The organism is Nitrospirillum iridis (genome assembly GCF_014205765.1).
Taxonomy (GTDB): Bacteria; Pseudomonadota; Alphaproteobacteria; order Azospirillales; family Azospirillaceae; genus Nitrospirillum; species Nitrospirillum iridis.
Window position 1 is genome coordinate 14,939 of record NZ_JACIIZ010000007.1, and the last position, 22,670, is coordinate 37,608.

At 66.6% G+C, this 22,670-nt stretch carries 15 protein-coding genes; 9 read left to right on the forward strand and 6 right to left on the reverse strand.

Features of this window, described 5'->3' with window-relative positions:
* Nucleotides 1-7: 7 nt before the first annotated feature.
* Nucleotides 8-643 (forward strand): hypothetical protein, encoded by a 636-nt coding sequence (locus tag FHS74_RS13465; RefSeq protein WP_184801307.1) that lies wholly within the window; start codon nt 8-10, stop codon nt 641-643.
* A 25-nt stretch (nt 644-668) separates the two neighbouring features.
* Here FHS74_RS13465 and FHS74_RS13470 read toward each other — a convergent pair whose 3' ends face one another.
* Together FHS74_RS13470 and FHS74_RS13475 are read right to left on the reverse strand one after the other, a co-directional pair.
* Entirely contained in the window at nt 669-1,166 is a 498-nt protein-coding gene (locus tag FHS74_RS13470) for a hypothetical protein (RefSeq protein ID WP_246463118.1), read from the reverse strand.
* 133 nt (nt 1,167-1,299) lie between these two features.
* Nucleotides 1,300-1,518 carry a short-chain fatty acyl-CoA regulator family protein gene (locus tag FHS74_RS13475; RefSeq protein WP_425491295.1) on the reverse strand — a complete coding sequence of 73 codons (219 nt, stop codon included), beginning with the start codon at nt 1,516-1,518 and terminating at the stop codon, nt 1,300-1,302.
* A gap of 226 nt (nt 1,519-1,744) precedes the next feature.
* Between FHS74_RS13475 and FHS74_RS13480 the strand changes: the two genes are divergently transcribed.
* Nucleotides 1,745-2,047, forward strand: coding sequence for a hypothetical protein (locus tag FHS74_RS13480; protein WP_184801311.1), 303 nt, complete (start codon nt 1,745-1,747; stop codon nt 2,045-2,047).
* Nucleotides 2,048-2,214: 167 nt separating this feature from the next.
* On the opposite strand, the gene FHS74_RS13485 is transcribed toward FHS74_RS13480, so the two are convergent.
* A complete protein-coding gene (locus tag FHS74_RS13485) occupies nt 2,215-3,657 on the reverse strand; it encodes a helix-turn-helix domain-containing protein (RefSeq protein WP_184801313.1) in 1,443 nt (480 codons plus the stop codon).
* A 320-nt stretch (nt 3,658-3,977) separates the two neighbouring features.
* On the opposite strand from FHS74_RS13485, the gene aceA reads away from it, so the two are divergent.
* From aceA to FHS74_RS13500, 3 genes are all read left to right on the forward strand, one after another.
* Nucleotides 3,978-5,267 carry an isocitrate lyase gene (gene aceA, locus FHS74_RS13490; RefSeq protein ID WP_184801315.1) on the forward strand — a complete coding sequence of 430 codons (1,290 nt, stop codon included), beginning with the start codon at nt 3,978-3,980 and terminating at the stop codon, nt 5,265-5,267.
* 327 nt (nt 5,268-5,594) lie between these two features.
* Nucleotides 5,595-7,241, forward strand: coding sequence for a malate synthase A (gene aceB / locus FHS74_RS13495; RefSeq protein WP_184801317.1), 1,647 nt, complete (start codon nt 5,595-5,597; stop codon nt 7,239-7,241).
* 258 nt (nt 7,242-7,499) lie between these two features.
* Entirely contained in the window at nt 7,500-8,546 is a 1,047-nt protein-coding gene (locus tag FHS74_RS13500) for a hypothetical protein (protein ID WP_184801319.1), read from the forward strand.
* Nucleotides 8,547-8,558: 12 nt separating this feature from the next.
* Here FHS74_RS13500 and FHS74_RS13505 read toward each other — a convergent pair whose 3' ends face one another.
* Both FHS74_RS13505 and FHS74_RS13510 read right to left on the reverse strand, forming a co-directional pair.
* Entirely contained in the window at nt 8,559-9,605 is a 1,047-nt protein-coding gene (locus FHS74_RS13505; RefSeq protein ID WP_184801321.1) for an SEL1-like repeat protein, read from the reverse strand.
* A gap of 131 nt (nt 9,606-9,736) precedes the next feature.
* Nucleotides 9,737-10,387, reverse strand: coding sequence for a LysE family translocator (locus FHS74_RS13510; protein WP_246463119.1), 651 nt, complete (start codon nt 10,385-10,387; stop codon nt 9,737-9,739).
* A gap of 262 nt (nt 10,388-10,649) precedes the next feature.
* Here FHS74_RS13510 and mbfA point away from each other — a divergent pair, with 262 nt between their 5' ends.
* Nucleotides 10,650-11,606 carry an iron exporter MbfA gene (gene mbfA / locus FHS74_RS13515; RefSeq protein WP_184801323.1) on the forward strand — a complete coding sequence of 319 codons (957 nt, stop codon included), beginning with the start codon at nt 10,650-10,652 and terminating at the stop codon, nt 11,604-11,606.
* Between the two features lie 95 nt (nt 11,607-11,701).
* Here mbfA and FHS74_RS13520 read toward each other — a convergent pair whose 3' ends face one another.
* A complete protein-coding gene (locus FHS74_RS13520; protein ID WP_184801325.1) occupies nt 11,702-15,274 on the reverse strand; it encodes a PAS domain S-box protein in 3,573 nt (1,190 codons plus the stop codon).
* 704 nt (nt 15,275-15,978) lie between these two features.
* Between FHS74_RS13520 and FHS74_RS13525 the strand changes: the two genes are divergently transcribed.
* The 3 genes from FHS74_RS13525 to FHS74_RS13535 all read left to right on the forward strand — a co-directional run bounded on the left by FHS74_RS13525 (nt 15,979) and on the right by FHS74_RS13535 (nt 22,577).
* Nucleotides 15,979-18,411, forward strand: coding sequence for a TonB-dependent receptor (locus tag FHS74_RS13525; RefSeq protein ID WP_184801327.1), 2,433 nt, complete (start codon nt 15,979-15,981; stop codon nt 18,409-18,411).
* A 527-nt stretch (nt 18,412-18,938) separates the two neighbouring features.
* Nucleotides 18,939-21,866 carry a TonB-dependent receptor domain-containing protein gene (locus FHS74_RS13530; protein WP_184801329.1) on the forward strand — a complete coding sequence of 976 codons (2,928 nt, stop codon included), beginning with the start codon at nt 18,939-18,941 and terminating at the stop codon, nt 21,864-21,866.
* A gap of 192 nt (nt 21,867-22,058) precedes the next feature.
* Nucleotides 22,059-22,577 carry a hypothetical protein gene (locus FHS74_RS13535; protein WP_184801331.1) on the forward strand — a complete coding sequence of 173 codons (519 nt, stop codon included), beginning with the start codon at nt 22,059-22,061 and terminating at the stop codon, nt 22,575-22,577.
* Nucleotides 22,578-22,670 lie beyond the last annotated feature (93 nt).

A 22,670-nucleotide genomic window follows, 5' to 3' on the forward strand; every position in this document is an offset into this window, starting at 1 on the left:
CCCCCAAATGGAAATCCACGCCCCGGAAAGCCCGATCCAGTCATTCAAGGACTTCGCCATCCACATCGGCGTGGTCACCATCGGCATCCTGATCGCCCTGGGACTGGAGCAGGCGGTGGAGGCCTATCACCGCCATGAGCTGGCGCGCGAGGCGGTGGAGAGCTTCCATGCCGAGCTGTCGGACAACCGCAAGGCGGTGCAGGAGGTGCTGGCGGAGATCGCCGAACACAACACCCGGGCGGAGGAGGGCATCGCCCTGCTGAACGCCTGGCAGGCCGGCAAGGGCACGCCCGGCACGGAGCTGAAGTACCCCGGCATTCGGCTGGACCTGGTGTCCAGCGCCAGTTGGGATGCCGCCATCGCCACCCACGCCTTGGGGGAGTTGCCCTATGCCGAGGCGCGGGCCTATGCCGACGCCTATGCCGGCTTTCGCCTGTTCGTCGAGCAGGAGAAGGCGCAGCTGGCGGAGTGGCCGGATGTGCGCCTTTACGGCACCGATCCGGCCCAGATGACGCCGGCCCAGCGCCAGACGCTGATCGAGCGTCTGCACCACTACCAGAACTACGTCATCGTCCTGAACATGGCGGGCAAGGGCGCCCTGGCCGCCGCCGACCGCGCCCTGGGCGGGGACAAGCCGCACTGAGCCATCGGTGGAGCCGGGGGGGCTGTCAGGGCTGGCGCTTCAGCACCAGCTTGAACATGGTGGTCCAGCCGTCCTTGGTCTGGGCCTCGCTCCACGCCTCATAGGAAGCGGGACCGTCGCCGTCTGACGTCTGGGGCGTCCAGCGGACGCGGTAGGTCATGGCCTCGCCTTCCGCCACGTATTGGGCGGCGGGAAAGACCAGCGCGTCGCCATCGACGGTCACCGTGCCGTGGCTGACCCCGCCCTGGTTCTCAATGTAGAGATACTCCACCCGCTTGCCGGCCGGATCCCAATAGTAGGTGGTTTCGCCGACATAATCCGGACGCCCCGGGGCGCGCACGGTGTGGGTGTCGCGCAGGGCCTTGCCTTCATACACCCACTGGAAGCAATGGGTGTCGGTCCGCTGGCTGCCGGGAAATTCCCCCATCCAGCAATGGCCGGCCAGGAAGGCCATGGGTTTCAGGCCCGGCGACGGATCGGCGAAGGCCGCCACCGATACGCCCGCGATAGCGCCCAAGGCCATACCCCAAACCAACCTGCGCACGTCGGACATCTCCACCCCACAACCACGCGCACCCTGCCGCCTACCTGCTTAGGCGGCAAGTGTGCAAGGGGATGGGGTCAGGGGTGGGGATCCGGCCCGCCGGCCTTGGCGCTCAGCCCGTGGGGGGGCCGATGTAGCTGGACAGGCCGCGGATGTTCTCGTCCACCACCAGGCGGTGGTTCAGGGGCGGGAAGGCGCGCTGGGTGCAGTCCAGCCGGGTACAGAGGCGGCAGTTGTCCGGCATGCGCATCAGCTGGGTCAGGATCTGGCCCGGGTTGCGGAAGGCCTGGTGCACGGTCCAGCGCGGGCAGCCGCCGCCGAAACGCGCCATGAGCTGACCCGTTGCCCCACCGGTCCGGGCCCCCAGCCAGGGCTTAGGTTTACGGCCAAAGCCTCACGCACTATCGCCGCTCCATTTCCATTTAAATGGCGCAATAGTTGAGCATATTTCAACAGATTCTAACATGTGACAGCATCCGGCGATGGATGCCATATTATGACGCGAAAAACATTTCGCTCAAATTTCAATTCCGTCGATCAGCCCAAGGAGAATCCATATGTCCACTCCCCCAATAATATGGGGAAATGTTTCCGCTAATGGAGATATTGTTTCCGGAAGCGGGAATTTCTTAGTTAGCAATACTAGCGGTGGTCATTATAATATTAGCTTCAACACTGCATTCTCCCAAGTTCCGACCGTTTGCGGCTCTCAAACCATGTTCGGCTCCTCCGCTGAATGGCCGACTGACAACGTCGTTTTTCCTTTCATCAACAACGATTCTGTAACAGCTATCACGGGCCTCGGAACCGATGGAAGTCAGAGCAACTGCAGTTTTTCATTCATCGCCATTGGATTTTGAAGCAATCATTCAAGATATCGTCTCCCGAACACCAGAACGACCGTATGCACTAGTAATTGTTAAAAAAGCAGCCGCCCAGTGATCAGAGATTAACGCCTTAAAGAGAAACATCTTTAAGGCGTTAAGATTTTTTGGGCGCGAAAGCCTCAACCCGCCGGCCTTGGCGCTCAGCCCGTGGGGGGCCCGATGTAGCTGGACAGGCCGCGGATGTTCTCGTCCACCACCAGGCGGTGGTTCAGGGGCGGGAAGGCGCGCTGGGTGCAGTCCAGCCGGGGACAGAGGCGGCAGTTGGTGCCCACGGGCGTCGCTTGCGCCCCCGCCAGGTCGATGCCGTCGGCGTAGATCAGCTGGTGGGCCTGGGTCGCCTCGCAGCCCAGGCTGAGGGCGAACTGGCGCGGCACGCTTTTCCACCCGCCGGCCTTGCTCAGGGTGCGGGCGACGGCGAAATAGCTGACACCATCGGGCATGCGCATCAGCTGGGTCAGGATCTGGCCGGGGTTGCGGAAGGCCTGGTGCACGGTCCAGCGCGGGCAGCCGCCGCCGAAACGCGCCATGTGGAAGCCGGGCACGGCGCTGAAGCGCTTGGAGATGTTGCCCGCCGGGTCCACCCGCACCAGGAAAAAGGGGATGCCCTTGGCCCCCGGCCGCTGCAGGGTGGTCAGGCGGTGGCAGACCTGTTCGAAACTGGCGACGAAGCGGTGCATCAGCACCTCGATGTCATAGCGCGCCGACTTCGCCGCCTCCAAGAAGCGGCCATAGGGCATCATGACCGCGGCGGCGAAATAGCCCGCCAGGACGATGCGGGCCAGCTGGCGCGACTCCTCATTGGCCATGTTGGCCTTGGCCACCGTGGCGGTCAGCAGGTCGCGGTGGCGCATCAGGGCCACCTGCACCGCCAACTGGAAGGTCCGCCCCGCCGGCGGCAGCATTTCCGAGATCAGCACCCGCTTGGAATGGCGGTCATAGCGGCGCACCGTCTCCCCCATCACTTCCACCGGCATCAGCTTGACCGTCAGGCCATGCGCCTTGTGCACGAAGCGGGAGAGGGAGCCGTAGAGGTCGGAGGAGTCCAGGTCACCATCGAACCACAGCGTCTCCGCCGCCAGCTCCAGGTCCGGGAAATGGTTGCTCTGGTCCTGGAAGAACTCCCCCACCTCATCCTGGGCGAACTGCTGGCCCGCCGCCTGGGGATGCTGGCGATCGCGGTCGTCCACCTTTTCCGCCAGCGCCTGCACATCCTCGCGCGCCTCGAGATAAGCCCGATACAGGGTGACGACCGCCTGGCCCAGGGAGGGGGCCACGGCGGCCAGTTCCTTCATGTCCTGGTTCTTGATGTCGCTATGGTCGAACAGCGGGTCGGCGAACACCTCGCGCAAGCCCGCCACCAGCCGGACCTCGTCATCCTCGGCGAAGGTGGCCAAATCGACGTCGAAGGTCTGGCCGATCTTCAGCAGCAAGGTGACGGTCAGCGGCCGCTGGTTGCCCTCGATCAGGTTCAGGTAGGAGGGGGAGATGCCCAACATCTCCGCCATCTGCGCCTGGGTCAGGTGGATGTCGCGACGCAGGCGGCGCACCTTGTGCCCCAGCATCGCCTTCTTTTCCGCCGCCATCGCCGCCACCCGTCTTCCATGTTTCCGCCCCGGTGGCCCCGGGGACTATCCCGCCGCTTTCGCACCGCGCCGGAAGGGGTAAGTGGATTTACAAACTTTACAAGTTTTCACTTACCGACATTACAAGAGATTACATCGTTACCACTTTTCAATCAAAGACTTATTGATCCAATTTACCAAATCGCCAAGTCTAACGCAGTGCAGTGAACGCGACGGACGCACCGCAAACAAGAGCGGACGAAGCGGTCACGGGAAACATCATCGGGGCGACCGGAACCGGGAACCGCCCCAAAGTCTCTTAAGGAAAGGATTAGGCGATCATGGCTCCGCTGGATCAAGGCACCACCCCCACCGACCTGAAGGCGCTGCATGCCCGCCGCTTCGAAGGTGTGAAGCGCGACTACACCGAACAGGACATCAAGCGCCTGTCGGGCTCGGTCAAGATCGAATACACCCTGGCCGAACTGGGCGCGCGCCGCCTGTGGGAACTGCTGCACACCCGCCCCTACGTCCACAGCCTGGGCGCCTTCACCGGCAACCAGGCCATGCAGATGGCCAAGGCCGGCCTGGAAGCCATCTACCTGTCGGGCTGGCAGGTCGCGGCCGACGCCAACCTGGCGGGCCAGATGTACCCGGACCAGAGCCTGTACCCCGCCAATTCCGTGCCCAGCGTCGTGAAGCGCATCAACAACGCCCTGCTGCGCGCTGACCAGATCAACCATGCCGAGGGCAAGGACAGCATCAACTGGATGGTGCCCATCGTCGCCGACGCCGAGGCCGGCTTCGGCGGCCCGCTGAACGCCTTCGAGCTGATGAAGTCCATGATCGAGGCCGGCGCCGCCGGCGTCCATTTCGAGGACCAGCTGGCGTCGGAGAAGAAGTGCGGCCATCTGGGTGGCAAGGTGCTGATCCCCATCCAGCAGTTCATCCGCATCCTGAACGCCGCCCGCTTGGGCGCCGACGTCTCCGGCACCTCCACCCTGGTGGTCGCCCGCACCGACGCCGAGAGCGCGCAGCTGATCACGTCGGACGTGGATGAGCGCGACCATCCCTTCATCGACCGCAACGACCGCACGCCGGAGGGCTTCTTCCGCATCCGCAAGGGCATGGGTGTCGACTACTGCATCGCCCGCGGCCTGGCCTATGCGCCCTATGCCGACCTGCTATGGTGGGAAACGTCCAAGCCCAACCTGGACGACGCCCGCCGCTTCGCCGAGGCCGTGCACAAGCAGTTCCCGGGCAAGCTCTTGGCCTACAACTGCTCGCCCAGCTTCAACTGGCGCGCCAACCTGGATGAGGCGACCATCGCCCGCTTCCAGCAGGAACTGGGCGCCATGGGCTACAAGTTCCAGTTCATCACCCTGGCCGGCTTCCACTCGCTGAACTACGCCACCTTCGAACTGGCCCGCGGCTACAAGGAGCGGGGCATGGCCGCCTTCTCCGAGCTGCAGCAGAAGGAATTCGCGGCCGAGGCCCAGGGCTTCACCGCCGTGAAGCACCAGCGCGAGGTCGGTACCGGCTACTTCGACGCCGTGTCCCTGGCGATTTCCGGCGGCACCAGCAGCACCACCGCCATGAAGGACTCGACCGAGACCGACCAGTTCCACTGATCGGTCCCATCCCCGGAACGGGGTGATCCCAGGGAAGGCCGACGCACCGTTCGCCTGGGACCACCCTTCGGGCGGCGGCGGGAGTGAACGACGCTGGAGCGTCCCGCCGCCGCCCGGTTTCCCTTCCGGTTCCTGCCAGAGCTTTCAAAGCGTCCACCACCGATCGGCGGTGCCGGGTTCATTCCCTGGCACCGCCCGGAAGGGTGCGGCGACGGGGTTTAACGACGCTGGAGCGTCCCGCCGCCGCACCGTTCCTCCCCGACACCGCCTCCAGGGCCTCGGCCGCAGGCTATCCGCGACGGGCCCCAGTCTTGAAGGGAGAGCATCATGCCTGACGCCCTGTTCGCCCCCTCGGCCCCCCGTCTTTCCCCGGATGCCCCGGCGGGACGCATCGAGATCCGCGCCGCGTCCAAGCCCGGTTATGACGCCCTCCTGACCCCCGCCGCCCTGGCCTTCGTCGCCGACCTGGAACGCCGCTTCGGCTGGCGCCGCCGGTACCTGCTGGAAAAGCGGGTTGAACGCCAGGTCCGCCTGGACGCGGGCGAGAAGCCGGCGTTCAACCCCGCCTGCGGCTATGCCCGGCATGAGGAATGGACGGTCGAGCCGCAGCCCGCCGACCTGCGCGACCGCCGGGTGGAGATCACCGGGCCGGTGGAGCGCAAGATGATCATCAACGCGCTGAATTCCGGCGCGCAGGTGTTCATGGCCGATTTTGAGGACAGCAACGCCCCCACCTGGGCCAACCTGATGGACGGGCAGGTCAACCTGCGCGACGCCATCCGCCGCACCATCGCCCATACCGATCCGGTCACGGGCAAGCACTATGCCCTGAACCACAAGGTCGCCGTGCTGATGGTCCGCCCGCGCGGCTGGCACCTGGAGGAGAAGCATGTGCTGATCGACGGCCGGCCGGTGTCCGCCGCGCTGTTCGACTTCGGCCTCTATTTCTTCCACAACGCCCATGAACTGCTGGCCCGGGGCAGTGGCCCCTATTTCTACCTGCCCAAGATCGAGGGCCGGGCCGAGGCCCGGCTGTGGAACGACATCTTCCTGCATGCCCAGGACTGCCTGGGGCTGGAGCCCGGCACCATCAAGGCCACCGTGCTGATCGAAAGCATCCTGGCCGCGTTCGAGATGGACGAGATCCTGTATGAGCTGCGCTGTCATTCCGCCGGCCTGAACTGCGGCCGCTGGGATTACATCTTCAGCTTCATCAAGAAGTTCCGTAATGACCCGGACGCCATGCTGCCCGACCGGGGGGCGGTCACCATGGATAAGGGCTTCCTGAACGCCTATTCCCGCCTGGCGGTCAAGACCTGCCACCGCCGCGGCGCCCCCGCCATCGGCGGCATGGCGGCCTATATTCCGGTGAAGGACGATCCGGTGGCGAACGATCGGGCCTTCGCCCAGGTCCGCGCCGACAAGGAGCGGGAGGCCCGCAACGGCCATGACGGTACCTGGGTGGCCCATCCGGCGCTGGTGCCGGTTGCCCGCGCGGTGTTCGACGACCTGATGCGGACGCCCAACCAGATCCACGCCACCTGCCACGACGTGCGGGTGACGGCGGAGGATCTGCTGGCCGTCCCACAGGGCCCGCGCACCGAAGCGGGCCTGCGCCAAAACGTGGCGGTGGGCATCGGCTATATCGAGGCCTGGCTGCGCGGCCAGGGCTGTGTGCCCCTGTTCAACCTGATGGAAGACGCCGCCACGGCGGAGATCAGCCGCGCCCAGGTTTGGCAGTGGCTGCGCCACGGCGCCACGCTGGATGACGGCCGTACCGTGGACCACGCGCTGGTGGAAAGGATCATCGAGGAGGAACTGGCCGCCTGGATCGGCCGGGTGGGCGAGGTCGCCCTGGCCCACAGCCGTCACGAGGAGGCCGCCCGCCTTTTCTCCAACCTGGTGTTCCAGCACCGCTTCGCGGAGTTCCTGACCCTGCCCGCCTATGACCAGCTGATGGCCGCGGGCGCCTGACATTCCGCGCCTGAACCCAGGACGCCCGGCGACAGGCCGGGCAAGGAAGAGTCGCCCCCGAAGGCGACATGCCGAAAGGCCGGACGCCCCGACGTGCCGGCCTTTCGCGTTTTCGCTCCACCCTGCCCCCGCCTGGCTGGGCCCCGGCCTGGGCCCGGGGCTGCGACAAAGACGACAGTACCGCCCCCATGCATACCCCCCGCCGGGGGGGGCTGATATCATCGCCCCCTCAAGACAGCGGGTGTGTGATCAGTGGACGTGCGCGGCAAACGGCGTGGGCGGATATCGGCGGCGCGGCGGCGGACGTCCCTCCTGGGGATCTGCCTGGCGGCAGGCGCCCTGCTGAACGTCGCCGACGCCCGGGCCCAGGTGCCGGCGGAGACGGTTTCCGCCAACAACGCGGCGCAGGTGCCCCTGTTCAGCAAGGCGGATCCGCATCGGGGCCTGGCCCGACGCAAGGCGGCGGTGACCGCCGCGGCCAACGGCGACGCCGCCTGCCGTGACCTGGGGGATTTCTACTGGGAGATCGGCGACGGTACCGGCCCCCTGGTCAGCGGCAGCCGGGGCGTCCGCTACTCCGCCAACCGGCCGCTGCAAGTGGCGTCCGCCAGCAAGCTGGTATTCGCCGCCTATGTGGTGGAACGCACCGGCGGCCAGCTGACGGCGGACCAGCTGGACGCGCTGGAGATGCGGTCGGGCTATGACAACTTCAACCCGCTGGCCTGCTTCGGCGCGCGCACGGTGGGCGCTTGCCTGGACCGGCGCGGCAACGGCCAGTTGAATGCCGACCACCGGGGGCGCTTCAGCTACAACGGCGGTCACGACCAGCATCTGGCGACGACCTTGGGCCTGGGCGACCTGGACCGCTATGGCCTGGCCGCGGAGATGCGGCGCGTGCTGGGGCCCGAACTGTACCTGGACTTCGCGGCACCCCGGGTGGCCGGTGGGCTGAAGGCCAGCCCGGCCGCCTATGGCGCCTTTCTGCGCAAGGTGGTGTCGGGACGGCTGCGCATCCACGACATGCTGGGCAGCCACCCCATCTGTACCCAGGGGCCGGACTGCCCCGCCGTGCAGGGCCCCGCCCTGCCCCAGTCCTGGCACTACAGCCTGAACCATTGGGTGGAGGACGGCGCCGGTGGCGATGGCGCCTTCAGCAGTCCCGGCATGATGGGCTTCTACCCCTGGATCAGCGCCGACCGCGGCACCTATGGCCTGGTCGCGCGCGAGGTCGTGGCGCCCCGGGCCTATCTGGCCAGCATGGCCTGCGGCCAGGCCCTGCGTCGCGCCTGGACGGCGGGCGCTTGAGCCGCCCTCCGCTCAGGATTTGGCGCCTGGCGCCTTGGGGGCGGGCTTCATCCAGTCGGTGACATCGAAATAGACGCGCACCCGGCGCTGGTGCGTGTTCTCCAGCGTCAGCTGGTCGTACCGCCGCCCGTTTTCCGTCACCAGCCGCTGCTCCACCCGCTTCCAGCCTGGATAGAGGATGCCCAGCACGGTGTATTCCCGCTTCACCCCCGCGGCATCGTCGCTCACGCCCTGCAGCACAATGGGATCGCTGATCAGGTCGCCCTGGCCCTTGCTCGCCGGCAGGCCCAGCTTGGCCTCGATGCCATTCAGAAATTCCTGGTGGCTGGAGATGCAAGGGGCGCAGCCGGCGCGACGGGCGACGTTGTACCAGTACTGGGCCTCGTCCGCGCCGCCGGGAAGGGTGCCAGTATTATGCAGCTGGCCATAGATCAGGGCGGCCATGGCCAGGCCGGCCTCGGCCGCGGGCCTCACCACATCCGCCGCCCGCTGCGGATCCTTGGCCGTGCCCCGGCCGTAGTAATAATAGACGGCCAGGGCCTCGCGGGCCTTCAGGCCGCCCCGGGATATGGCCTGTTCGAACAGGCTGAGGGCTGACGCCATATTCTCCGGGGTGGGGCCTTTGCCGTCCTTCCCTTCCATTTCGATGTCGGCCTGGGCGACCAGCCGCTGGGCGTCGGGCGGGTCCACGGGGGCGTTGATATGGCCGTCCAGGGGCAGGTTGGAGGTGGCCGCCGGGCGGCTGGACTGGCCTTGGGCGCCGGGCATGATGGTGTCCGGTGCCCGGACCGCTGGCGCTTGGGCCACGGTAGGGGGTGTCACGGGCGCCGGTGCGGCCGCCGGCGGCACGGCCTGAGGCGATTTGGCCTGGGAAACCGCCGGTTCGGATGCCGGCGCGGGCATGGGCTGCGGCGATGGGGCCAGCCGGGAGAGGATGCCCTGGCTCGGGGCCGGCGTGGCGGGCGCGCCATCGTCGCCCTCGAAAAAGGCGCAGCCGGACAGCAGGATCGCGGCCAAGCCGGCGGCGATGACGGGAGCGGACGGGAAACGCGGACGCATGACACCCCAAGGCAGGGGCCCCGGGGACAGGGGCCAGGGAGATTGGATCACCGATCCGGCGCCACTCTATGCCGGATCGCGTCAGGCCGAAATCGGCTTGAGAGCCGTTACACGGGAACCGCCGGGCGGAGTCAGCGCATGAACGCCAGCAGGCCGCCGGCGCCGATCAGCAGGCTGCCGGTCAGGCGGTTCAGTTGGCGGGCGGCGCGGGGCGTCTGCAGCCGGTTGGCCAACGTCTGCCCACCGATGGCGTAGGTCAGGATCCAGCCGAACTCTATGATCACCATGACGGTGGTCAGCCACACCAGTTGACCGGTCAACGGCCGGGCGGCATCGATGAACTGGGGGAAGAAGGCGGCCATGAAGATCAGCGCCTTGGGGTTGGAGCCGCAGACCAGCAGGCCGCGCAGCAACAGGCGATGGGCCCGCACCTCCGCCGGCCGCACCGCCTCGCCCCGCTGTTCGGCGTCCGTTTCCGCGCGCAGGGATTCGTTCGGATCGGCGCGCCAGGCCTGGACGCCCAGGTAGAGCAGATAGGCCACGCCCGCCACCTTCAGCACCATGAAGGCGGTGGCGGAGGTCTGGAGCAGGGCCGCCATGCCCACCGCCGACAGCGCCGCCATGACGCCCAGGGCCAAGCACATGCCGAGACCCGCCCAGGCGGCGGCGCGCACCCCATGGCGCAGGCCCACGCCCAGGGCGAACAGCATGTTCGGGCCCGGCGTGGCCGACAGGAAGAAACAGATGCCGGCGAAGGTGGTGAGCGTCTGCCAACTCAACATGCCGCGCGTCCCCACGGAGCTAAAGGATCGGAGGGGGAGACTATCGTGAAAGCGCCCCGCTGATGAGGGGGTGCGGGCGCAGGGAGCCCATGCCAGCAGGCCATGGCGGCGCGCCGGGCTGGGCGCACGCGGGGAGACGCAAGCGCAACTCATTATTATTGCTTGAAGATTTCATCATCGCCGACCACGCGGCGGGTTGACGGGCGGACGCTTGCCGCTAGTCTTGCTGGCAGCGTCCCCCCTTCCTTTCAAGGCAGCCCCCATGAAGGACTTCTCCGCCCTCACCGAACAAGAGCTGCTGGCCCTGGCCGTGTCGCTGGAGGAGGAGGACGCCCGCATCTATGACGAGTTCGCCGCCGGCCTGCGCGAAAACTTCCCGGAAAGCGCCAAGGTCTTCACCACCCTGGCGGCCGAGGAGAATGGACACCGCCACCGGCTGATCGAGCTGTACCGCCAGCGCTTCGGGGAGCATATCCCCCTGATCCGCCGGCAGGACGTGCGCGGGTTCGTCCAACGCAAGCCGATCTGGCTGATGCGGCCCCTGGCACTGGAAACCGTGCGCCAGCAGGCGGAACTGATGGAGGCGGAAACCAAGCGCTTCTACACCCGCGCCGCCCGCCGCTCCACCGATGCCGCCGTGCGCCAGCTGCTGGGCGACCTGGCGGATGAGGAGCGCCGCCACGAGGCCCGGGCGGAGGCCCTGGAATCCCGCCTGATCACGCCTGAGGTGCGGGAGCAGGAACACGCGTCGGAACGCCGGCTGTTCGTCCTGCAGGTGGTGCAGCCGGGGCTGGCGGGGTTGATGGACGGGTCCGTTTCCACCCTCGCCCCGCTGTTCGCCGCCGCCTTCGCCACCCACGACACCTGGCAGACCTTCCTGGTCGGCATCGCCGCCGCCGTGGGTGCCGGCATCAGCATGGGCTTCGCCGAGGCCCTGTCAGACGACGGCAGCCTGACCGGCCGGGGCAGCCCCTGGCTGCGCGGCCTGGTCTGCGGCGTGATGACGGCGGTGGGCGGCCTGGGCCACACCCTGCCCTACCTGATCCCCCACTTCTGGACGGCCACGGCCGTGGCCGGGGCGGTGGTGGCGGTGGAGCTGGGCGTCATCTCCTGGATCCGCAACCGCTATATGGACACCACCTTCCTGGCCGCCGCGTTCCAGGTCATCATCGGCGGCCTGCTGGTGTTCGCCACCGGTATCCTGATCGGCAGCGCGTAGCTTTTCTTATTTTTTCCTGCTCATCACGCGCCGGCGGGCCATCCGGTCCTTGGCTGATCCTCGGTTTCCAGTCCGCTGACGCTTGAGGAAGAAAATCAGGCCGCCGTGACGGGCACCGGGTAGTCGCGGGCCAGGGCCGCCCAGGAGGCGGGGGCCACGCCGACGATGGCGTCCATCAGCAGACGCGCCTCGTCGGCATTCTCGTGGATGCAGGCCTGCTCCAGGGATTGCGCCAGATGCTGCAGGCGGCGGAGGCCAAGATTGCCCACGGTGGAGATCAGGCTGTGCGCCTCGCGCCGCGCTTCCACCAGATTGTCGGCGGCCACCAGGCCCGCGGTCCGCGCGATACGCGCCTGGCCGAAGCTGACGAACTCCCGCACCATCTCGAGGGTGCCTTCACGGCCCGCGAGGTCCACCAGCTTGGCCAGCGGCTCGCGGTCGAATAGCGGCTGCTCGGCCATGGGATAGTCGTCGCCAGGGCCAGGCGTGGCGGCTGCGTCGGTCGCGCCCGGCACATCACCGGCGGCGGATGCCCCACCCGTCCAGCGGGCCACCAGGTCCAGGAAGCGCCCCTGGTCGAAGGGCTTGGACACATAATCGTCCATGCCGGCCGCCAGATACTCCTCGCGCATGCCCACCATGGCGTTGGCGGTCATGGCGATGACCGGCACGCGGCGGCCGGGGGCCTCGCCCGCGCGGATGCGCCGGGTGGCCTCCAGCCCGTCCAGCCCCGCCATCTGGATGTCCATAAGCACCAGATCGACCGGCGGCGAACCCAGCGCGATCGCAGCCCCCTCCGCCCCCTCGCTGGCCAAGGCCACGTCATAGCCCTCGGTCCGTAGCATCATCTCCGTCAGCCGGGCGTTGATGCTGTTGTCCTCGACCACCAGCACGCGGCGGCCGCTCCCGCGCCGGGACGCCACCCGGGGCTGCCGGGCCTCCTTCGTCCCCGCCGCCTGGCCCGGCAGGCGGGGCAGGACCAGTTCAATGATGAAGGTGCTGCCCTCGCCCGGGGTGCTGTCCAGCGCGATGCTGCCCCCCATCAGCGTGACCAGTTCGCGGCAGATGGACAGGCCCAGGCCGCTGCCGCCATAGCGCTGGCCGATGCTGTCGTCGCCCTGGACGAAGCGGTTGAACAGCCGCGCCCGCTGGTCCGCCGTCATGCCGATGCCGGTATCGCGCACGGTCAGCACCACGCGCACGTCGCACGGGCCCTCCCCCGACGCGGGATTGGCGGGGCCCTCGAACACCTCCGCCATCAGCTGGATTTCGCCCTTGTCGGTGAACTTCACGGCGTTGCCCAGCAGGTTCAACAGCAGTTGGCGCAGCCGGCGGGCATCCCCCCGGAAGGTGGCCGCCGCCTCGGGCGCGATGCGGGTGCGCAGGGCCAGCCCCTTGGTCCGTGCCTGGCCTTCCATCAAGCGGGCGGCGTCCGTCACCACCGCCGCCAGCTGGAAGTCCGCCTCCACCAGCTCCACGCGGCCAGCCTCCAGCTTAGACAGGTCCAGCAGGTCATCCACCAACAGCAGCAGTGTCTGGGCGCTGTCGCGGATGATGGCGGCCAGATCGCGCTGCAGTGGCGCCAGCGGTTCCGCCGACAGCAACTGCACCGCGCCGATGATGCCGTTCAGCGGCGTGCGGATCTCGTGGCTGGTGGCGGTCAGGAAAGCGGACTTGGCGGCGTTGGCCTCCTCCGCCACCCGGCGCGCGTGCTCCAGTTCCGCCGCCGCCGCCGTCAGGGTGTCGCGGGCGGCGCGCAACTCCTCCTCCTGGCGCACGCGCTCAGTGACGTCGCGCGACGCGGAAACCAGCAGCGGGGCACCGTCGTCCCCCCGGGTCAACGAGATGACGGCTTCCAGCCAGACCCAACGACCGTCCTTGTGGCGCAGGCGGAAGCGGGCGGCGACACCGCCCGGTCCCTCCTGGCCCAAACCCTCCGCGCCAGTCCCCTCTGGAACAACGGGGGCTCCACCAGCCGGCGCCGGCCCCGCCCGCAGGGCCGCAGCCGACAGGGCTTCGAAGGTGGCGTCGACCGCGTGATCGTCGGGATGGCGCAGCTGCGTCAACGTCAGGTCCGTGAACTCCGCCACGCTGTAGCCCAGGATGCGTTCCACCGAGGGGGAGACGTAAAGGCGGGCGCCGTCCGGCCGCGTCAGCAGGATGATGTCGCTGGCCCGATCCGCCAGCAGGCGGAACCGTGCCTCGCTTTCCTCCAACGCGTGACGGGCCTCCACCAGCGCCGTGATATCGCGGCCCGCCCCGCGCCAGCCGCGGATGGCGCCATCCGGGTCATAGAGCGGGCGACCGGACAGCACGACGTGGTAGCGCCGGCCGCTGGGGTGGCTGACGACATAGCGCAGGTCGCGGAATTCCTGCTTGTCGGCGCCATTGGCCAGGGCCGCCGCCGTCTCCGGCGTGGGGGTCAGGCCGCTGATCTGCTTTTCCCCCACCATGCGCAGGGGGTCGAGGCCGATGGCGCGCACGCCGGGTGAGACATAGGTCAGCCGGCGCTCCGGATCCGCTTCCCAGTACCAGTCGGTGGATACGTCGATCAGGTCGCGGAAGCGCATCTCACGTTCCGCCAGGTCCGCCGCCCCCTGTTCCAGATTGTTGGCCATGATGTTGATGGCCCGGGCCAGCACCCCGAACTCCGCATCGCCCGGCCGTTCCGGCGCGCGCGCCCCCCGTTCCCCCCGCCCGATGCGTTCCACCACGCGGGTGAGCGTGCCCAGCCGGCTCATGACCGAGGTTTCCACGCCAACGATGCCGAACAGCAGGGCCACCGCCGCCACCGCCGCCAGGCCCACCATGCTGCGCCAGAAATCCTCGTCCGCCTCGCCCACGGCCTCGGCCCGCGGCAGGCTGACCACCACCCGGGCGTTGATGCCCTGCAGCACGCCGAAGCCGATGATGCGTGGCACGCCGTCCAGCCCGGCGGACAGCAGCGTGCCCGTGGGCTGGGCGAACAGTGCCTCCACCAGGGCGGGGTCCAGCTTCGGTTGGGCAACCGGTTCCGCCGCCGCGTCATCGGGGGACGCCGCCTGCCCGTCCGGCCAGGCCGGCGCGGGGAAGCGGACCAGCACCTCCCCCTGGCCATCGATGATGGCGAAGAGGCCATTGGGCATGTCCGCCGCCATCGCCGCCAGCCGGCCGGCCCAGTTCAGCCGCATGCTGGCGCGGGCCACCGCCCGGATCTGACCGTCCGGCCCGAGGATGGGGCGGGCCATGGCCAGGATGGGCGCCCGGCTGGTTCGCCCTATCATGTAGTCGCTGAGAGTGGCCCGCCCGGTGCGCAGCGCCTCCCTGAAATAGGGCCGGTCGCCGACATTGACCGCGGCCGCGGCGGGTGCCGAAGCGCACAGCGTGCTGCCGTCCGGCCGGGAGAGGAAGACGTTGGCGATCCAAGGCTCCGCGGCTTTCAGGCGGACCAAGTCATCGGCGCAGTCGCCGGCCGACAGGTCAACCTCCTGCAAGGCCACCGTTTCCACCAGATGGCCCAGTTGCTCCACCAGCACGCGGTGCTCCTCCTCCGCCACCTGGGTCAGGATGCGGACATGGGACCGGGCGGCGCCGACCGCCGCCTGGCGCCGGGACTGGCCCTCCACCACCATCAGCGCCGCCATGGCGCCGATGACGGCCAGCAACAGCAGCAGCAGCCTGCTGCGCAATCCCGGAAGCCGCCTCACCTTTCACCGCCCATACGCCGCATGCCCTTGCCCCCAGTTGCGCCCCCGAAACAGCAGGCACGCGCCGCCCCGCCGAGCGGCATGTCGAAAGCTATAGTAGGGGCCCGCGTTCCGCCCGCCAAGGGCGGGACCCGCCACGGGCAGGAGATTGGGGGGTAGAAGTGGGTTCTACATGCCTCCGGCACGCTGCTCCGTCCATTCCTGAGTGCCAAGCCTTGGTGCGGGGCGCCCGCAACCTCCCCCGCCACCCAGTTCGCCGACAATTCAGTCGGCTTTCGGTGCTGGGTGGAGGTGAGACGTCCGCGTCGCCTGATTCGCCCGGATTCCTGATCAACAGGTCAAGATTTCATCGTTCTGCAACAGTTGGCCCGCCACAGATGGGCCACGCAGATGCGCCAACAACTAAGTATCTATTATATATATATTTTTCTATGCTTTGTGCGCGAAAAAGCTGCGCTGCACTTTGTCGCGGAGCTACCGCCGTATGTGCTTTGGCGGCCACAGTCGGGGGGAAATCCGCGCCTTTTGGCCGGCCGTGCGTAAGAAGCCCGCGAGTCTGTAATGTTGTTGTAATACGAAGGAGGGAAGAAAGCGCCCGACGCAGTCACACTTGGCTGAACGAGCGGGTGCGCCAAGCGGGTGCATGGCTGACCGAACGACGAACGATCCAAATCTGGGGGCAATCGATGAGCAGTCTTTATCGCGCAAAGGCGCCGACGCGCCGTTACGCCACTTTCCTCAAGCTGGGTACGGGTGCCCTGGCGCTGGCCACCGCGGCCGCCTGGACCGTTCCGGCGCTGGCGCAGTCCACCGCCTCTGAAATGGACGAAATCGTCATCACCGGCGCCCGCAAGCAGCCCTCCATCGGCGGCCTGATCCAGGCGGAAACCGCGCCCAAGTCCAAGTCCACGGTGACGCAGGAATACCTGGCCACGCAGACCGCCGGCCAGAGCGTGCTGGCCGGCCTGAACCTGCTGCCGGGTGTGAACTTCACCAACACCGACGCCTACGGCTCCTCCGGCGGCAACATCCGCATCCGCGGCTTCGACGGCAACCGCGTCTCGCTGACCTTCGACGGCATCCCGCTGAACGACACCGGCAACTACGCCATCTATTCCAACCAGATGATTGACGAGGAGTTGATCAGCCGCGCCACCGTCAACATCGGCACCACCGACGTCGACAGCCCCACGGCCTCGGCCACCGGCGGCACCATCAACGTCCAGACCCGCAAGCCGCTGGATGAGGTTGGCGTCGAAGGCAAGCTGAGCTTCGGCAGCTACAACTACAAGCGCGTCTTCGCCGCGCTGGACACCGGCGATTTCGGCCCCGGTGGCCGCACCTCCGCCTTCGTTTCCGCGTCCTATCAGGACTACAACAAGTTCAAGGGCTACGGCGAACTGCAGAAGAAGCAGTTCAATACCCGAATCTATGAAGATTTGGGGGGCGGCGACTTCATCTCTGTGGCCGCGCACTACAACGAGAACCGCAACAACTCCTACCAGACCAACAGCCGCGCGACGTTCGCCAACAACTACTTCGCCGACTACAACAACACCTGGGTTCCGCAGACCGCCGTGGCCGGCAAGCCCGACACGGTCCCCGGCACCGACAGCAACTACTACCAGGTGCGCGTCAACCCCTCCAACACCGGCAACGTCCGCGGCCAGTCGCGCTTCCACCTGGCCGACGACGTCATGCTGACGGTCGATCCCTACTTCCAGTACACGCTGGCCAACGGCGGCGGCACGCTGAGCGTCAAGGAAACCGACGCCCGCCTGATCGGCAGCAGCAAGACCGCCAAGGGCATGGATCTGAATGGCGACGGCGACACCCTGGACACCGTGCTGCTGTACGCGCCCAGCAACACCAACACCTTCCGCACCGGCGTCACCTCTTCGCTGATCTGGGACATTGACGACAACAACCGTCTGCGCGTCGGTTACACCCTGGATTACGGCCGCCATCGCCAGACCGGCGACTGGTCCTACATCGGCGCCGACGGCAAGCCGACGGATGTGTTCGGTGGCAAGAACAGCGGCGGTATCTACGCCGTCGACGGCATCCAGCTGGAAAACCGCAACCGCTACTCGGTCGCCGAGCTGAACCAGGCCTCGATGGAGTACATCTTCAAGGCCTTCGACCAGAAGCTGACCGTGGTCCCGGCCCTGCGCCTGCCCTACTTCCATCGTGAGCTGAACCAGTACTGCTACACCTTCACCGGCGCCTCCGGCAACGTTGCCTCGGTCAGCAGCAACCAGTACTGCACCAGCAACACCGCTTCGATCGCCTCGGCGTCCAAGCTGTTCGGCACGCCCTTCACCGGGACCAGGGACTTCAGCGAGCCGCTGCCGAGCCTGGGTATTTCGTACCAGATCACGCCGGAACATCAGCTCTACTTCCAGTTCTCGGAAGGCTACTCCGCGCCGCGTACGGACAACCTGTACGGCGTCATCCGCACCAGCGGCGTGATGGACCCGGAAAAGACCTACAACTTCGAACTGGGTGAGCGTTTCCAGACCAACTGGCTGATGACCTCGGTCTCCGGCTGGTACACCCGCTACATCAACCGCATCGTGTCCGCCCTGGACCCGACCGACGCCAGCAACACCATCGACCGCAGCCTGGGCCGCGTCGACCTGTACGGCGCCTCGATCGAGAGCGGCTTCGCCATCACCGACCAAGTGAACTTCTACGCCTCGGGCAGCTACACGCATTCCGAAGTGAAGAACAATCTGGCCGGCCCCAACGGCATCACCTACCTGACCGCCGGCAAGCAGCTGGTGGACACGCCGGAGTGGATGACCGGCGCCCGCGTGGAATACAAGCCGCTGGACATCCTGTCAGCCTCGCTGGAAGGCAAGTACACCGGCACCCGCGCCGCCACCGACGTGAACGACGAATGGACCACGCCGTTCTTCGTCGCCAACTTCGAGGCCCGCCTGGACCTGCCGGACGCCGCCGGTTTCCGCGGCACGTATCTGCAGTTCAACGTCAACAACCTGTTTGACCGCCGGTACCTGAACACCATCTCGTCCTCGACGACGGCGGCCAACGTGCCCTTCTACCAGGTCGGCTCGCCCCGGACGTTCATGGGCACCATCCGGACCACGTTCTGATCATCGCCTGATCACCGGCGCTCCCCTGGGGTGCTGGTGCGCTACGCGAAAGGGGCGGCCTGCGGGCCGCCCCTTTTTCGTTTCGGCTCTGTGCATGGGCCCAAACCGCCCGCGCTTTGTGCAGGTTCGGACATTGCCCACTGATTCGGCAGCAGGCCCGCCTGGCCCCTCCCTTCAGGGCGACGCCGGGCCGCCCGATGAGGCATTTTCCCGCTGTTAACGTTTGATTTTTTATTTGCAACAGAAGTGTGTCGGAAGACCATTCTGTCCCGAGGTTATTTTTGTCCAATTTCAACAATTTTGGCGCAAGTTTATCGCTTAAGTGTAACCAAAAAGCTACAGACATGCACGGAATGAGCCCCAACCCCCCTTGGATCGTTGACGCATTGCTAACGTGATCGGAAAACTTCCCCCAAGCCAAACAGAACGCTGGGCAGAGGCGAACTGGGGAGCTGCCGCCTGAGGCCGGAAACGATGCACGGGCGGCGCCGAACGGGGAACAACCAATCCGAGTGGAGATGGACTACATGAAGGGATTTGAGAGCAGGATCCGTCAGTCGCTGCTGACGGGCGCCGCCATTGGCGTGTGCGCCCTGACGTCGATGGCGACGACGGCCTACGCCGCCGCCGACGATCTGCAAGAAATCGTCATCACGGGTTCGCGCATTAAGACGGACTCGTCCGTCGGCATCAGCCCGGTGACCACCGTTAGCAACGAAGAAATCAAGTTGCAGGGCGCCACCAGGATGGAAGACGTCCTGAACAACCTGCCCCAGGTCTTCGCTAGCCAGGGTGGCAACATTTCCAACGGCTCCACCGGCACCGCCACGGTGAACCTGCGCGGTCTGGGGTCGCAGCGCACCCTGGTGCTGATCGACGGACATCGGATGCCTGCCGGTTCGCCGTTGAACAGCGCCGCCGACCTGAACGAAATCCCCACCGCCCTGGTGAAGCGCGTCGAAGTGCTGAGCGGCGGTGCCTCGGCCGTGTACGGCGCCGACGCCGTGGCCGGCGTCGTCAACTTCATCATGGACGACAAGTTCGAAGGGGCTAAGGCGGAAGTCGGTTACAGCTTCTACCAACACAACAACGACAGCACCCGCATCCAGAACGCCGTCAAGGCGCGCAATTTCGCGCTGCCCGACGATGACGTGACGGACGGCTTCACCCGCACCTATTCCGGCGTGCTGGGCGTGAACAGCACCGACGGCAAGGGTAACATCACCGTCTACGCCGAATACCTGAAAGCGCAGCCGCTGCAGCAGGGTGCCCGCGACTACAGCGCATGCGCCATCAGCGTCAGCTCCAAGGGCGCCTATTCCTGCGGTGGTTCAGGCACGACCGCACCGGCCCAGATCATCGACAACATCGGTGGCGGCGACTACATCGTCAGCGGCAAAAACCTGAATAACTACACGTCGGCGTCCGCGTTCAACTACGCGCCGTACAACTACTATCAGCGCCCGGACCAGCGCTATTCGGCCGGCTTCTTCGGTCATTACGATTTCAACGAACATGTTCAGGTCTATACCGAGTTCATGTTCCACGATGACCACACGCTGGCGCAAATCGCGCCGTCGGGTGTGTTCGGTCAGGAATTCACCATCGGCTGCGACAGCCCCCTTCTGTCGGCCAGTCAGATCAACACCCTCTGCACCGCCAACGGCCTGACCTCTTCCGACAAGGCCGATGTCAGCATCCTGCGTCGTAACGTCGAAGGCGGTGGCCGTATCGACGATCTGCGCCACACCTCGTACCGTGAGTTGATCGGCCTGAAGGGCGACCTGTACGACGGCTGGAGCTATGACGTGTCCGCCCAGCGCAGCACCGTCATCCTGTCGGAAACCTACAAGAACGACTTCTCGCTGGCCCGCACGGCCGAGGCGCTGAACGTCACCAAGGATAGCAACGGCAACTTGGTGTGCGCCAACTCGGCCGCCGTGGCCGCCGGCTGCTCGCCCTACACCATCTTCGACAGCAGCAGCAGCATTTCCAGTGCCGCGTTGACCTATCTGCAGACTCCGGGCTTCAAGGAAGGTTCGACGGTCCAGGACGTGGTTAACGCGTCCATCAGCGGCGACCTGGGGCGGTATGGCCTGCAAAGCCCGCTGGCCAATCGCGGCGTGGCGATCGTGTTCGGCACGGAATACCGCCGTGAAGAGCTGACTCTGAAGGTCGACCAGGAATTCGACAGCGGCGATCTGGCGGGCCAGGGTGGTCCGACCCACGGCGTGGCGGGCGCCTACGATGTCCGTGAAGCCTTCATGGAAGTGAAGATCCCGGTCATCCAGGACAAGCCCTTCATCAAGGAATTCAACATCGAGGGTGGCTACCGCTACTCCGACTACAGCACCTCCGGCAAGACCGACACCTACAAGGTTGGTGGAGACTGGGCCCCGACGTCCGACCTGCGCCTGCGTGCCGGCTTCAACCACGCCGTCCGCGCGCCCAACGTGGTGGAACTGTTCACACCGCAGGGTGTCGCCCTGGGGCTGACCGACGACCCCTGCGCCGGTTCCTCGCCCAGCTACACCTTGGCCCAGTGCGCCCGTACCGGCGTGACCGCCGCCCAGTATGGCAAGATCGTCGCCAACGGCGCTGGCCAGTACAATGACCTGGAAGGCGGTAATCCGAACCTGAAGCCGGAAGCGGCGGACACCCTGACCGTGGGTACCGTCATCACCCCGACCTTCCTGCCGGACCTGACCTTCTCGGCCGACTACTACAACATCCACATTGACGACACGATCAACGGCATCGGTGCCGACCTGATCATGACCAACTGCCTGAACGGCATCAACACCAGCACCTTCTGTCCGCTGATCAAGCGTAGCGCCACGGGTTCGCTGTGGCTGGGCACCACGGGCTATGTCACCAACACCAACCAGAACACCGGTAGCCTGGAACAGTCGGGTATCGACTTCAACGCCAACTATCGCGTTGATCTGGCTGACATCGGCCTGGAGAAGGTCGGCGCCCTGAATTTCAACATGACGGGCACCTACCTGATCGACTTCGTCACCCAGGCCCTGAAGGGCTCGGACGGTTATGATTGCGCCGGGTACTTCGGTGCCAACTGCGGCGTGCCGGCTCCCGTTTGGCGTCACAAGGTTCGCGCGACCTGGCAGACCCCGTGGGACGCCGATATTTCGGTGGCATGGCGTCACCTGAGCAGCGTGGCTTGGGAACGCAACAGCAGCAACGCCACCCTGCACGGCACCTCGATCCCCGGCCTGTCCGAGATCTCCAGCTACGACTACTTCGACTTCTCCGGCTCTTACCAGGTGAGCGACTGGCTGACCCTCAGCGGCGGCGTGAACAACGTCTTCGACAAGGATCCGCCTCTGGCCACCACCCAGGTGGCGAGTTCCTCGTACATCAACGGCAACACCTATGCGCAGGTGTACGACAGCCTGGGTCGTTATTTCTTCTTCCGCGCTTCCGCCAAGTTCTAATCGAACCCAGGCGTAGCGTTCAGTACAGAGACGGCGGGTCCCTCGGGGCCCGCCGTTTTCTTTTTGATCTCAATACCTTGTGTGGACACGACAGCTCGGGCTATTCCGCCGGGTGTAAAGCCATGGCACACTGCCCCTCAAGGGGACCGCCTCACGGGCCCCACGATGGACCAACCCCTGGAACCCCGGACCATGCCGTTCAAGAAGACGTCGTTCAAAAAGGCCGCCGCCCTATCGCTGGCCCTGGCCGTCGCCCCCGCCGCTACCCACGCCGCCTGGGCCGCCGACACCCTGGCCACCTGCCGCGCCATCGGTGACGCCACCCGGCGCCTGGCCTGCTATGACGCCCTGGCCGCGGCGACGGCGAATACCCCCGCCCCCGTCGCGAACACTGCGACGGGGGCCCCCGCCATGCCGGAGGATCCGACCGAACGCTTTGGCAAGGAAAGATTGCCGCGGACGGAGGAGCAGCGGGCCCAGGATGACGCGGAGCAGCAGGAGGAAATGCACTCCACCGTCGCCAAGTCCGTCGCCCTGCCCTATCGCATCTTCGCGGTCACGCTGGAAAACGGCCAGACCTGGGTCAGCAAGGAAGCGCTGACCTTCGACCCCAAGCCGGGCGACGAGGTGCGGGTGATGCACGGCCTGTTGGGCAGCTACTCCATGGTCGTCGGCCGCAGCCGTGTGGTGAAGGCCACGCGCATCAACTGAACTGGCCAGAGTCGACAGAATCGATGGGCGGCCCTCAGCGGCCGCCCTTTTTCATGCCGGCCCCTGGGCCAGCGGGATCCAAAGCGCCCCGCC